General features: G+C 66.0%; 11 protein-coding genes. 7 read left to right on the top strand and 4 right to left on the bottom strand.

The window, feature by feature from the left end; genetic code table 11:
- Positions 1–67: 67 nt before the first annotated feature.
- Together E8P82_RS01670 and purB are read right to left on the bottom strand one after the other, a co-directional pair.
- On the bottom strand, positions 68–946 hold the full coding sequence (locus tag E8P82_RS01670) for an endonuclease/exonuclease/phosphatase family protein (protein ID WP_136452897.1): 879 nt from the start codon (positions 944–946) through the stop codon (positions 68–70).
- Between the two features lie 17 nt (positions 947–963).
- Positions 964–2,394, bottom strand: coding sequence for an adenylosuccinate lyase (gene purB / locus E8P82_RS01665; RefSeq protein ID WP_136452736.1), 1,431 nt, complete (start codon positions 2,392–2,394; stop codon positions 964–966).
- A gap of 346 nt (positions 2,395–2,740) precedes the next feature.
- Here purB and E8P82_RS01660 point away from each other — a divergent pair, with 346 nt between their 5' ends.
- The 7 genes from E8P82_RS01660 to E8P82_RS01630 all read left to right on the top strand — a co-directional run bounded on the left by E8P82_RS01660 (position 2,741) and on the right by E8P82_RS01630 (position 9,588).
- Positions 2,741–3,037, top strand: a complete 297-nt coding sequence (locus E8P82_RS01660) for a hypothetical protein (RefSeq protein WP_136452735.1) — start codon at positions 2,741–2,743, stop codon at positions 3,035–3,037.
- The gene (locus E8P82_RS01655; protein WP_136452734.1) at positions 3,034–4,320 is read left to right on the top strand and encodes a hypothetical protein; all 1,287 of its coding nucleotides are present in this window, start codon (positions 3,034–3,036) and stop codon (positions 4,318–4,320) included. Before E8P82_RS01660 ends, E8P82_RS01655 begins: the two co-directional genes overlap by 4 nt.
- Positions 4,317–5,468, top strand: coding sequence for a histidinol-phosphate transaminase (locus E8P82_RS01650; RefSeq protein ID WP_136452733.1), 1,152 nt, complete (start codon positions 4,317–4,319; stop codon positions 5,466–5,468). Before E8P82_RS01655 ends, E8P82_RS01650 begins: the two co-directional genes overlap by 4 nt.
- 155 nt (positions 5,469–5,623) lie before the next feature.
- On the top strand, positions 5,624–6,835 hold the full coding sequence (gene pdhA, locus E8P82_RS01645; protein ID WP_425455970.1) for a pyruvate dehydrogenase (acetyl-transferring) E1 component subunit alpha: 1,212 nt from the start codon (positions 5,624–5,626) through the stop codon (positions 6,833–6,835).
- Positions 6,835–7,809 carry an alpha-ketoacid dehydrogenase subunit beta gene (locus E8P82_RS01640; RefSeq protein WP_136452732.1) on the top strand — a complete coding sequence of 325 codons (975 nt, stop codon included), beginning with the start codon at positions 6,835–6,837 and terminating at the stop codon, positions 7,807–7,809. Before pdhA ends, E8P82_RS01640 begins: the two co-directional genes overlap by 1 nt.
- 9 nt (positions 7,810–7,818) lie before the next feature.
- A complete protein-coding gene (locus E8P82_RS01635) occupies positions 7,819–9,354 on the top strand; it encodes a dihydrolipoamide acetyltransferase family protein (protein WP_136452731.1) in 1,536 nt (511 codons plus the stop codon).
- Positions 9,355–9,363: 9 nt separating this feature from the next.
- Positions 9,364–9,588, top strand: a complete 225-nt coding sequence (locus tag E8P82_RS01630; protein ID WP_136452730.1) for a hypothetical protein — start codon at positions 9,364–9,366, stop codon at positions 9,586–9,588.
- Between the two features lie 280 nt (positions 9,589–9,868).
- Here the strand turns inward: E8P82_RS01630 and E8P82_RS01625 are convergent, their stop codons facing one another.
- Together E8P82_RS01625 and E8P82_RS01620 are read right to left on the bottom strand one after the other, a co-directional pair.
- Positions 9,869–11,161, bottom strand: coding sequence for an aminotransferase-like domain-containing protein (locus E8P82_RS01625; protein WP_246020876.1), 1,293 nt, complete (start codon positions 11,159–11,161; stop codon positions 9,869–9,871).
- A gap of 63 nt (positions 11,162–11,224) precedes the next feature.
- Positions 11,225–12,193, bottom strand: coding sequence for a helix-turn-helix domain-containing protein (locus E8P82_RS01620; protein WP_136452729.1), 969 nt, complete (start codon positions 12,191–12,193; stop codon positions 11,225–11,227).
- Positions 12,194–12,647: the final 454 nt, after the last annotated feature.

The raw sequence follows: 12,647 nt of genomic DNA, 5'->3' as shown, positions 1-12,647 counted from the left end.
AAGCAGCGACCAGGCCGCCGTCGTGTCGTTGAAGAAACGTCCGGTAACCGGCGTGATCAGCCGGAGACTACCGCGGGCGCACGTCCAGGAGAACCTGGACCGGAGCGTGATCGCTCGCATAGCGTCCCTGCAGGCTCGACGGGTTGACCCCGGCCTGACGTACCAGCACCTCCGGAGTCGTCAGGATCCAGTCGATCCTCGGGCTGCCGAGAATGGGCTGCTCATAGCGGGGATAGGTCCCGCAGTCAGGAGTCAGCTGGTCCTCCGCCTCGGCCCAGGTGTCAGCGAGGACACCGGACGAGACGAAACTCCGATACGCGCTGGAGGATCCGGCGTCGGAGTTGAAGTCTCCCATCACGATGGTGGTCGGCCTGGGGTGGAAGAAGCGAACGAGATCGAGGACCGCAGATGCACTCCGCTGCCGCGCATTCTCCGACTCGTGATCGAAATGGGTGTTGACGATCAGGAGCTCCTGATCCGTGGCCGTGTCGCGGAAGCGGCCCCACGTGACGATCCGCGGGACCTTGTTGCCCCAGCTGGAGGAACCGATGAGTCTGGGGATGTCGGAGAGCCAGAACTGGTCCCACTCGATGAGCTCCAGACGCACCGCGTCGTAGAAGATCGCCGAGTACTCACCGCGGCTACCGCCGTTCCTGCCCATCCCGATCATGCGATGGCTCGACGGCAGAGAGGCCTCGACGACCAGCACCTGGTGGTGGAGTGCCTCCTGCACGCCGAGCACCGTCGGCACCTCGCGGCGAAGCACATCCTGTAGGGGAGCTACCCTGTCCGGCCAGTGGTCGGTGTCACCCGGATGTGAGGACTGACGGTCGTACCTGATGTTGAAACTCATCACATGGAGAAGCGTCGGACTGGTGCCGATCAGTGGTGGTGACGCCTGGGGCGAGGGCATGGCGCCCTCCGGCGCAATTCGTTGATCCGTCATCGTCCCCTGCTGGTCGCTCACCCCAGATGGTCCACGAGTCGGGCGGCGATTCCCGTGTAATCGCCCGGTGTCAGGTCCAGGAGCCGTTGTTCGGCGTCGGCGCTGAGGCCCAGACTGCGGACGAACTCCTTCATGCGCTCGCCATCCACACGACGGCCGCGGGTCAGGTCCTTCAGGCGCTCGTACGGATCATCGAGCCCGGGTACTCCTGCAATGGACTCTGCCCTCATGACCATCTGCACCGCTTCGCCGAGAACCTCCCAATTGGCCTCGAGGTCCGCTGCGAGGACGTCCTCGGCCACGTCGAGGCGGGCGAGGCCCTTCACGACATTCGATATCGCCAGTAATGAATGACCGAGTGCGACGCCGATATTGCGCTGGCTCGAGGAGTCGGTCAGATCGCGTTGCCAGCGCGAGGTCACGAGGGTGGCTGCCAGTGTGTCCAGCAGGCCCGAGGAGATCTCCAGATTCGCTTCGGCATTCTCGAACCGGATGGGGTTGATCTTGTGCGGCATCGTCGAGGATCCGGTAGCGCCCGGAACCGGAACCTGCCTGAAGTATCCGATCGAGATGTAACTCCAGATATCGGTGCAGAAGTTGTGCAGGATCCGGTTGAAGCGCGCAATGTCCGAGTACAGCTCCGCCTGCCAGTCGTGCGACTCGATCTGTGTGGTCAGCGGATTCCAGGTCAGGCCCAGGCCCTCGACGAAGGACCGTGACACCGCCTGCCAGTCCACTCGGGGGACGGCGGCGTAGTGGGCCGAGTACGTGCCGGTGGCACCATTGAGCTTGCCGAGGAACTCGGTGGCGGCTATGCGGTCGAGCTGGCGGGTCAGCCGGTGCGCGACGACGGCGAACTCCTTGCCGAGTGTGGTGGGCGTGGCCGGTTGACCGTGTGTGCGCGAGAGCATCGGCGTCTGCTTCGTGGCCCGTGCCCAATCACCGATCGCGTCGACGAGGGCACGGGCCGCCGGGAGCCAGGTCACCGTCACAGCTGCCTTGATCCCCAGCGCGTAGGACAGGTTGTTGACGTCCTCGGAGGTGCAGCCGAAATGCACCAGCGGTTTCAGCCGACCGATACCGATGTCCCCGAGACGCCGACCGATGAAGTACTCCACTGCCTTGACGTCGTGGACCGTCTCGGCCTCGATCCGTGCGAGCTCCGAGACGGCATCCGCTCCGAAGGTCGAGACGATGTCCCGAAGCTCGTCCTCCTGCTGCTCCTGAAGTGGGCCTGCCCCGGGCAGCACGGAATGGCGGGTGAGATGGATCAGCCATTCGATCTCCACGTGGATGCGGTCGCGGTTGAGGGCTGCTTCCGAGAGGAAGTCGATCAGGGGGGCGACGGCTTCCCGGTACCGGCCATCCAGCGGACCGAGCGTCAGCGACGTTCCCCCGCTTCGGGCCAATGCAGCGAATTCGACACGGGAACCTGCGGGGTCAGCCATTACTCCATCATTCCACGGAGCGGGTGGCTGTGACGCGCTCCGTGGACGAGGAGATCGTCCCTGACGTAGGGCTACCTGTCGTCGGGTCCTGCCGTCGATCCACGTTCGTCGATCCACGTTCGTCGCGGCCCCACACGAGGGAGCTGTCAGCGCCGTGCCTCCAGAGGTGCTCGCGTGCCCCTGGTACGTCGGACGATCGAAGTGATCACCAGCGCGATGCCCACCGGGTGGCGAGCCCTGCTGACGGTGCTGTCCACATACGCGCTGGCCCGCGCCGTTCCGGGCACGACCGCTCATACCGTTGGGTCACAGCCGGGAGAGGGGCAGAACAGCAATGGACGTTCACGTGGTGGAGACTTTCGGCGATGATCCTGCAGCGGCGGCGAGTGCTCAGGTGTTCGTCATGGAAACAGCGCTTCGGCGACACGCGCAGACACTCGACGACATTCGACTCCGCGCCCTGTCCGTCATGCTTCTGTCCTGGGAGTCGCCTGCGGGTCATCGCTTCAGGACCTACCTCGCCGAGCGCTGCGCTGAACTGTCGCGGGCGGTCGACCTGCTCGGTTCGGCGGCCGAGGAACTCGCCGGCTACCGCCGATTCCTCACCGAGGCCGAACTGCTGGACCGCCTGGCGGGGGCATGACCGACGGTCTGCGGCCGGTGACCGACGACGCTGGCCTGGTCATCCAGGGCGGCGTCGGCGGAATCCGCTTCCAATGGGAAGAACTCGACGACGCTGCCCGGGAGCTCTCCGTGCTCGCTGCGGAAGTAGAGGGCGTAGCCTTGGCTGTGGCCTTCCTCGACCGCGATCTCGTCGAACTGCCGTGGCGAATCATGCGCTCGGGTCCTCCTGATGGGATCTTCGGTCCGCACTATCAGTCCGCGCTCGCGCAGGTTCACGCAGCGGAGACCGCAGCGCTGGAGATCTCCCGCACCCTGGAGTCGACGGAGGCTCGATTACGGGCAAGCATCCGTGCCTACCAGTTGGCCGACGACATAGTTCGATCAGCGACCGAAGCGGTTCGCACTGCATCTGTCTTGGTGGTGCGGAAAGCGGCGCGAGAGGCGATCGAGCACGGGTCGCTCCGGACGGGCCCGATCGACCTACGACGCCGCGACCAGGGAACGCAGGTGCCGTTCGAGGGGACGGTGGAGGGGATCCTCGATCGTCTGACAGCCGTGGAGAACGATGCACCGGGCACGTTCGAGGTGCTGCGCTCGGGATCGGCCGAGAGCCCCTTCTTCGTCGTCGTCCTTCCCGGTACGCAGTCAGGGCTGATCGACGGACGGGCCGGGAGCAATCCGTTCGACGTGGGAGGTATTGCGGAGGCGCTCGCGGAGGACAGCCACTTCATGGAGGCTGCCGTCCGGGAAGCGCTCGAGACCGCCGGCGCAGGTGCGGCGGATCCGGTGATGATCGCCGGCCACAGCCAGGGCGGTCTGCACGCGGTCAACCTCGCCGATCCGGAAGGGCTCGGTGGACGGTTCGAGGTACAACTCGTGGTCACGGCAGGTTCTCCTACCGGCTGGCAGGCAACCGGCCCCGCTGAATACCTGCACCTGGAACACCGGGACGATCTCGTGCCGGGACTCGACGCCACGCCCAACGAGGACGATCGCCACCGAACCACGGTGCGTATCGACAATCCCGTGCCCGGTCTCGGGCGTAGGCCGGACGGCACGCGGGAATCGTGGGGCCTGGGCCCGGCCCACAAGCTGGAGAACTATACGCAGGGCGCGCGGCTCATCGACGCCAGCGACGCGCCGTCCCTGGCGCCCTCGGTCGCACTGCTGGCTGCAGCCGGAGCCCCCGGAACAGCCAGGCGCTACTCCTTCACCGCCGTCCGGCGCAGACCGCGGGTAGTCCCCTCGAAGGGCCGGCACACGCCGGAGGAGCCGCACTGCAGGTCTAGGCTAGGGCCATGACATCGATCGACGACTCATCGGTACTGCCCGCCGAGAAGTTACGCGAGGTACCCCTCGATGCAGCAGGCGTCCGTCCGCGCGACGTGTTCGGCAAGCTCCCCCGGTATGCTGCCGGCAAACCTCCGACGACGGTCGACGGTCTCGAGAGCTTCAAGCTGTCCTCGAACGAGAATCCACTGCCTCCGCTTCCGGCAGTGCTCGAGGCGATCGCGGCAGAGACCGCGATCAACCGGTATCCCGACCCGTTGACGACGGTGCTGCGTACCGAACTGTCCACCTATCTCGGTGTTCCGGCCGCGGACATCGTCGCGGGCGCAGGGAGCCTCGGCGCCCTGAATCAGATCCTGGCCGCATTCGCCGGGCAGAACGACTTCGGCGCCCCGGACGAAGTCATCTACGCCTGGCGTTCGTTCGAGGCCTATCCGATCAGTGTCGGTCTGGCCGGTGCAGCCGGCGTCCAGGTGCCGGTGATGCCGGACGGGACCCACGACCTCGACGCGATGATCGCAGCGGTCACGGAACATACGCGGGTGGTGCTGCTGTGTACTCCCAACAATCCCACCGGGCCCATCCTCGCGCACGACGACGTCGTCGACTTCCTGGCGAGAGTGCCCGAGCACGTGGTGGTCGTGGTCGACGAGGCGTACCAGGAGTTCGTCCGAAGGCCCGACGCGGTCAACGGGCTGGACCTGTACCGCAAGCACCCCAACGTCGTCGTCCTCAGGACGTTCTCGAAGGCGCACGGACTGGCAGGTCTTCGCGTGGGCTACTCGGTGGCCCAGCAAACCCTGACCGAACACCTTCGCATCAGTGCCGTTCCCTTCGCCGTGTCGCAGATCGCCCAGCACGCCGCCGTCACCTCGTTGCGGCACATCGACGAGGTGGAGGCGAGGGTCCAGTCGATCGTCGACGAGCGCACCCGTGTTGTTGCAGGACTGCACGACCTCGGCTGGGGCATTCCAGAGGCCGAGGGGAACTTCGTCTGGCTCGCCCTGGGGGAGTGGACCCAGCATTTCGCCTCGAAAGCCGCCGAGAGCGCCCTCTCGGTCCGGGCCTTCGGATCCGAGGGTGTGCGCGTCTCCATCGGCGAACCTGCCGCCAATACGCGATTCCTCGAGCTCTGCGCAGAGTACCCGCACCGTCCCTAGGAACACACAGCCCCGGGCTACGCCGTAGTGAATGGCTCTGGGCGTTCACGCTGACTAGTGTGGACGAGTATGCGGCCGGAACATATGTGCTCCGGTATATGACGTGAGGCATACATTCCACGACGGCAATGTATCGGTCCGATGAGGAGTTGAGAGTGGCCACCAGTCGCCTACCGACAGCGGAGTTCGAGGCCGAGGACGTCGCACGTGCCGACGGCAGCAGACCCCCCGATGTGGATGCGATGGATACACTCCAGATCCTCTCGGAGCAGGGCGTCCTGGGCAGCACTCCGACGGTGCGGCTCCAGGGGGAGGCCCTGGACCTGTCGTCCTACGCCAGGACGGAGGACGCGGAGCATCTCCGTTCCCTCTACAGCGACATGTTCCTCGTCCGACGATTCGACCAGGAGTCCACCGCCCTGCAGCGCCAGGGGCAGCTGGCACTGTGGGTTCCGCTCACGGGCCAGGAGGGGGCGCAGATCGGTTCCGGGCGGGCTCTGGAGAGACAGGACTACGCCTTCCCCACCTATCGCGAGCACGGTGTGGCCTTCACGCGGGGTGTCGAGCCGGCAGAGCTGCTCCGATTGTTCCGCGGTGTGACCAATGGCGGCTGGGATCCGCGCAAGAGCAACTTCCACCTCTACACCCTGGTCCTCGCCGCGCAGTGTCTTCACGCCGTGGGGTACGCCATGGGGCTGCAGAGGGACCAGCTCGCTGATCCCTCACTGCCGCCGGCTGCGTCGATCGCCTATTTCGGGGACGGTGCCAGCTCCGAGGGCGATGTGCACGAGTCCATGGTGTTCGCGGCCTCCTTCAAAGCGCCCGTGGTCTTCTTCTGCCAGAACAACCAGTGGGCGATCTCCGTTCCGGCCACGGTGCAGACGAGTGTGCCGTTGGCGCAGCGCGCCGAGGGGTACGGTTTCCCGGGGATCCGCGTGGACGGCAACGACGTCATCGCCGTGGAGGCCGTGACGCGCTGGGCGCTCGAGCATGCGCGATCCGGCAAGGGTCCGGTCCTGATCGAGGCCTATACCTACCGGATGAGTGCCCACACCACTGCGGATGATCCCACCAAATACAGGCTCTCCCGCGACGAGCTGGAGTGGAAGGCCCGGGATCCGCTACTACGCCTGGAGACCTATCTGCGTTCTGCAGGCCTGGCCGACGATGCGTTCTTCGAGGGTCTCGACACCCGGGCTCGCGCCGCGGCCACCGAGCTGCGTGAGTCGGTTCGGTCCATGCAGTCCGCCGATCTCGAAGACCGCTTCGCAGCGGTGTACGCCGAGCCCCATCCTCTCGTGCAGGAGGAACTGGCGTTCTTCCGCGAGTACGAGGCCGGTTTCATCGACGACGGGCAGCACTCCTGATGCCGACCATGACGATCGCCAAGGCGCTCAACGAGGGGCTGCGGGCAGTTCTGGGCAATGACCCGAAGAGCCTGCTCATGGGCGAGGACATCGGAGACCTCGGTGGTGTCTACCGCGTCACCGAGGGACTCAAGAAGGATTTCGGGGCTCTCCGGGTCGTCGACACGCCGCTGGGAGAGTCGGGGATCATCGGTACGGCGATCGGCCTGGCGCTGCGCGGGTACCGGCCCGTGTGCGAGATCCAGTTCGACGGCTTCGTGTTCCCCGGGTTCAACCAGATCACCACGCAGCTCGCCAAGCTCCGCACCCGCAGCGACGCCATGCTCAGTGCACCCGTGGTGATCCGCATCCCCTACGGTGGCGGGATCGGCAGCATCGAGCACCACTCGGAATCACCCGAGGCCCTCTTCGCCCACACCGCGGGTCTGCGGATCATCACGCCGTCGAATCCGCAGGACGCCTACTGGATGATCCAGCAGGCCGTGACGTGTGCAGACCCGGTCATCGTGTTCGAGCCCAAACGCCGCTACTGGCTCAAGGGAGAGGTGGATACGGCGGTTCCGGCAGCGGATCCGTTCTCCGCCCAGACGCTGCGCACGGGAACCGACGCCACCGTCGTCGCCTACGGACCGCTGGTGCCCGTGGCACTCGCGGCAGCCGAGGCCGCCGAGGACGACGGCCGGAGCGTCGAGGTCATCGACCTGCGCTCCATCTCGCCGATCGACTTCGACGCCGTCACCGAGTCGGTGCTTCGCACGGGTCGGCTGATCGTCGCGCACGAGGCTCCGACCTTCGGCGGCATCGGCGGAGAGATCGCGGCGCGCATCTCGGAGCGGGCGTTCCTGTCGCTCGAAGCACCGGTCATCCGTGTGGGCGGTTTCCACATGCCCTACCCGGTGGCACGCGTGGAAGAGCACTATCTGCCGGACATCGACCGAATTCTCGAGGCACTCGACCGTGCCTTCGCATACTGAAGGGTCATCATGACGCTCAAGACATTCGATCTGCCCGACGTCGGTGAGGGCCTCACCGAGGCGGAGGTCACGGAGTGGAAGATCGCGCCGGGCGAGGCGGTGGCCGTGAACGACGTGATCTGCGAGATCGAGACCGCGAAGTCCCTCGTGGAACTCTCTTCGCCGTACGCGGGGACCGTATCCGAACTGCTGGTGGCAGTGGGCGAGACGATCGAGGTCGGTACCCCCATCATCTCCGTCGAGGACTCGGTGACGTCGCTTCCGGCGGCATCCGATGAGCCGGACGGCACGCGGCAGGATATCGGCGGTTCTGCGCCGACGGCCGAGGTCCGGGCGTCCGATGCTTCCGGTGACGTGCAGCGAGACCTCGCCGATTCCGCAGCGGAGGCGAGCGTACCGGCGCCGGACATGCCGGGGGAGGTCACCGGGCCTCTGGTGGGTTCGGGGCCGAAGGCGGACGCCGTCAAGCGACGTCCGCGGAAGCCGGGCGCAATAGTCGGTGGGCCGACGTCGACCGGGACTCCCACGCGTACTCCGTCTCCGTCGGGGGACCAGGGAACGTCGTCGGGTGATTCGCCAACCCCATCGGGCGACTCGCGCACTTCGTCGCCGAACCAGCGCACCCTTTCGGGGGACGGGCGCACCTCGTCGCGTGACCGGCATGCCACCCGTGTCCTGGCCAAGCCGCCCGTACGGAAGGCTGCGCGGGACCTCGGCGTCGACCTCGCCGATGTCCCGGCCACCGGTTCGGCAGGTGAGGTCACGAAGCACGATCTCCTCGCCTACCGGGAGCAGCGTGGGTCCGAGCAGGATGTCACCGATTCGGTAGGGGTGGATCGCGAACCGGCTGCCGGGGGACGAACCGAGCGGGTTCCCGTCAGGGGTGTCCGGAAAGCGACGGCTCAGGCGATGGTGCGAAGCGCCTTCACTGCTCCCCACGTGAGCATCTTCAGGGATGTCGATGCGTCCCGCACCATGGAGTTCATCGGGCGGCTCAAGAAGTCGCCCGACTACGACGGCATCAAGGTCTCACCACTGCTGATCCTCGCCAGGGCCGTCATCTGGGCTGCCGCCCGGAATCCGTCGGTGAATGCGAGCTGGTCCGACGACGAGATCCTGGTCAAGCACTTCGTCAATCTCGGTATCGCAGCCGCCACGCCCCGCGGACTGACGGTACCGAACATCAAGGACGCGCAGAAGCTCTCCCTGAAGGAACTGGCTCAGGCCCTGAACGAGCTCGCCACCACGGCGCGAGCCGGCAGGACACAGCCGGCCCAGATGCAGGGCGGCACTCTGACCATCACCAACATCGGCGCACTGGGCCTGGACACCGGAACGCCGATCATCAATCCGGGCGAGGTGGCCATCGTCGCGTTCGGGACCATCAAGCAGAAGCCCTGGGTGGTCGACGGCGAGGTTGTTCCCCGCTGGATCACCACGCTGGGCGGATCATTCGACCACCGGGTGGTCGACGGCGAACTGAGCGCACGGTTCATCGCGGATGTCGCCTCGGTTCTCGAGGAGCCCGCTCTCCTGCTCGACTAGTCTGGGGCCATGGACCAGCAGCCACCAGGAGGGGAGCCTGCTCGGGTGCCGCGGCGGCGGTATCCGCTCAGCAGGCTCCTGCTCGTCGTCGTCATCGGGTTCGTGGCCTCGAGCATCCTCCAGCTGGTGTTCCCCGGTCTGGGCGTCATCGCGCGACTGTCGATCCTCGTCATCATCGCCGCGCTGATCTCGATCACGGTGACCCTGAGCCAGCAGAGGCGTCCTCCGCGCTGACCGGAGTGCCCGCGGACGGCGCGGGTCTCCTGCTGTCACATGGCAGCGCGTTCGCTATGACTTCCCGCGCAGTCAGACGTTCCAGGCAGACGTTCCAGTCCGGCCAGGCACCCTGCCAAGCGCCAGCGGCAGAGGCGCTCGGTCGAACGGACCGGACAGGCTCTGTCCGCTCAGGCGTCCAGCTGAACGGACCGGACAGGCGCTGTCCGCTCAGACGAGGTCCGCTCAGGCGCTCGGTCGAACGGACCGGACAGGCTCTGTCCGCTCAGGCGAGGTCCGCTCAGGCGTCCAGCTCGCTGATTGCGGTGCGAAGGATCGGGGCCAGGCGCCGTACGCCCTCCACGATGTCCTCGGGGGTCACAGCGCTGAAAGCCAGGCGGAGCTTGTTGGACGGCTCGTCCGACGGCGTGAATGCAGCGCCGGGGATGAACACGACGCCTGCGTCGATCGCGGTGTACAGCAGCGGATAGGTGTCGATCCCCTCGGGGAGGGTCACCCAGACGAAGAAACCGCCGTCGGGAGTGGTCCAGTGGACACCCTCGGGAAATTCCTCCGCGAGCGCACCGAGCATGGCCTCGCACCGCTCGCGGTACAGACTGCGCATGGAGCGCAGATGGCCCTGCCAGTCGTAGTCGGTGAGGTAGGCACTCACGAGCATCTGGGTCAGTGGTGACGGACACAGCACCACGGCCTCGCACGCGAGGTAGAACCGGCGGTAGAGGTGTTTCGGGACGAGCGCCCAGCCGAGCCTGACTCCTGGGGCGAAGATCTTGGAGAAGGAGCCGAGATAGATGACGTCGTCGGGATTGTCGGCCCTCATGGGCTTCAGGGGCTCGCCGTCGAAGCGCAGCATGCCGTAGGGGTTGTCCTCGAGGACCAGGATGTCGTTCCTCCGGCAGATGTCCACGACCTGCTGTCGCCGATCGGCGGCGAGCGTGATACCGCTCGGGTTGTTGAAACTCGGGATGGTGTAGAGCAGTTTGATCGAGCGGCCCTGCGCCTGAAGTTCCCCGATGGTGCGTTCGAGTTCGTCGGGGATGAGCCCGTTCTCGTCCATGGCAACCGTCACGACGTCGACCTCGTAGGCCTCGAAGGTGTTCAGTGCCCCGACGTAGGTGGGATCCTCGCAGAGGATCACGTCGCCGGGATCGCAGAAGACCTTGGCTGCGACGTCCTGCGCCGATTGCGAACCGGTGGTGATCACGACGTCGTCCGGCACGGCGCCCTCGATACCCTCGGCAGCCATCACCTCGCAGACGAGTCCGCGTAGTTCTTCCATGCCCTGGCCGCCGCCGTACTGAAGGGCTTCCAGGCCGCGCTCGGCGATGATCTTCTGCGCGGTGCGGCCGAGGTCGTCCAGCGGGAGCGACTTCAGGTAGGGGCTTCCTCCTGCGAGCGAGACAAGACCCGGACGGATCGATATGTCGAAGACGTCGCGTACCGCGGACTGCTTGATGTTGGCTGCCCGCCGTGAGAAGAGCACGTCATGGCGGGTGGGATCCGCTGCCCGCTCGAGAGCCACCTCGGTCTCGGCGGCCAGGAAGTCTGCGGAGTCTTCACGAGAGGTCGTCACGCCCAGAGTCTAGGCGCGGGTTCACCAGAGGGCAACAGCTGTTGCCTTGATCCTGCAGTGGAATCAGACCCATCCGGCGTCGCGCGCCTTGAGTGCGGCCTGGAAGCGGCTGTCGGCGCGGAGGGTTTCGAGCATGAAGGCGATGTGCCGCCTGCACGTCCTGACGTTGATGTCCAGGCGCCGCGCGATGGACTCATCGGAGAGGCCGCCGGCCAGTCCCTGGAGAATGGAGCGCTGCAGGCCGTTCAGCGGCGAGTCCACCCGTGGTGGCGCGAGGAAGGGCTCGCTGATCTCCCACGCGACGTCGAACAGGTGGGTGAAGATGGTGATCAGGCTGGAGTCCCTGACCACGAGGGCCGCCTTGTCGTCGCGGCTCTGCTGCCGGCCGAGCAGAGCGAGTTTCTCGTCGAAGATGAGAATTCGCAGGGGGATGAACGGCAGTACCCCGAACTCGCCTCCGCCGCCGGCGATCGCATGCACGGCCTTGCGCGTCGGTACATGATCGCGGGTGCTCGTGTCGTAGAGCGTCCGGCGACGAACCCCGTTCTGCAGGAGTTCCAGATCCTTGCGCACACTCTCCTCGTGGACATCCGCCGTGGACCCCTGGCCGGGCTGCGCGATGTAGACCTTCTCCGTGACATCCCGCCCGTAGTCGATCAGGACCCGGTGGATGAGATGCGGATCCTCGAGGGTCTCGATCGATGTGCTGGCAAGCGCACTCTTACGCGCTTCCAGGAAAGCGGGAACCAGGCTCGACATCTCACGCCGCTGACCGTTGATACGCGTCTTGAGCTCCTGCAGCGCCCGTTCGTCCGAGTCGACCAGATCGGCGAGCGCGACGTCGGGTGACACAGCGATGAGTCCATCGACGTCGTCGGCCCGGTGGCTCAGCAGCCTGCGGCGGGACAAGTCGTCGATGGCGTCGTCGAGCCGCCGCAGGGTCAGGCCAAGGGCCTCCGACGCGCCGGAGCGGGTCCAGCCCGGATGACCGACGGCGTAGCGGTATACCTCGAGCGACGTCGCATCCAGCATGGGCCGTCCTTGTCCTCGCCACTGGTACATCAGCGGCTTCATGGTGGAGTACATCGATGGCATGTCCAGTTAATGACATATTCGCTCCAGCCGCAATGCGGCATGACCTCAGCAGTGATCTTCCGTATGGATCAGCGGATGTAGGGACCTCCATCGCGGCGTGGACCGCTCGGAGTAGGACACCTGCGTCCATTTCGCGTCATGTCCGCAAACTGCCATTCCCACGGCTGGACATCATGTTGTGCGCACGCACATTCTTGTTGAGCCGGACACGGACGATTCAGGGACTCCCCTGAGGACATCGGAACTGCGGAAACGTGGGTCCGAGCAGCTCGCCCCCGGATATCGAGGAAGTATCAGGGAAGAAGGGAATCGCCATGAAAAAGGTACTCGCTGCAGCTGCAGCTCTACTGGTCGTGGCGGGAGCTGCCGTGGTGGTAGGAGAATCTCTCGG

The sequence above is a fragment of the Arthrobacter echini genome (assembly GCF_004803505.1).
In the GTDB taxonomy this organism is placed as follows: Bacteria; Actinomycetota; Actinomycetes; order Actinomycetales; family Micrococcaceae; genus Arthrobacter_D; species Arthrobacter_D echini.
Note: the sequence above shows the minus strand (reverse complement) of the source record. Positions and strands in the feature narration are given on the sequence as shown.

Bases quoted from the DNA above. Each gene is read 5' to 3' on its own strand.
- E8P82_RS01670 (WP_136452897.1), bottom strand. From the start codon at position 946: ATGACGGATCAACGAATTGCGCCGGAGGGCGCCATGCCCTCGCCCCAG.
- purB (WP_136452736.1), bottom strand. From the start codon at position 2,394: ATGGCTGACCCCGCAGGTTCCCGTGTCGAATTCGCTGCATTGGCCCGA.
- E8P82_RS01655 (WP_136452734.1), top strand. From the start codon at position 3,034: ATGACCGACGGTCTGCGGCCGGTGACCGACGACGCTGGCCTGGTCATC.
- E8P82_RS01650 (WP_136452733.1), top strand. From the start codon at position 4,317: ATGACATCGATCGACGACTCATCGGTACTGCCCGCCGAGAAGTTACGC.
- E8P82_RS01640 (WP_136452732.1), top strand. From the start codon at position 6,835: ATGCCGACCATGACGATCGCCAAGGCGCTCAACGAGGGGCTGCGGGCA.
- E8P82_RS01635 (WP_136452731.1), top strand. From the start codon at position 7,819: ATGACGCTCAAGACATTCGATCTGCCCGACGTCGGTGAGGGCCTCACC.
- E8P82_RS01630 (WP_136452730.1), top strand. From the start codon at position 9,364: ATGGACCAGCAGCCACCAGGAGGGGAGCCTGCTCGGGTGCCGCGGCGG.
- E8P82_RS01620 (WP_136452729.1), bottom strand. From the start codon at position 12,193: ATGCTGGATGCGACGTCGCTCGAGGTATACCGCTACGCCGTCGGTCAT.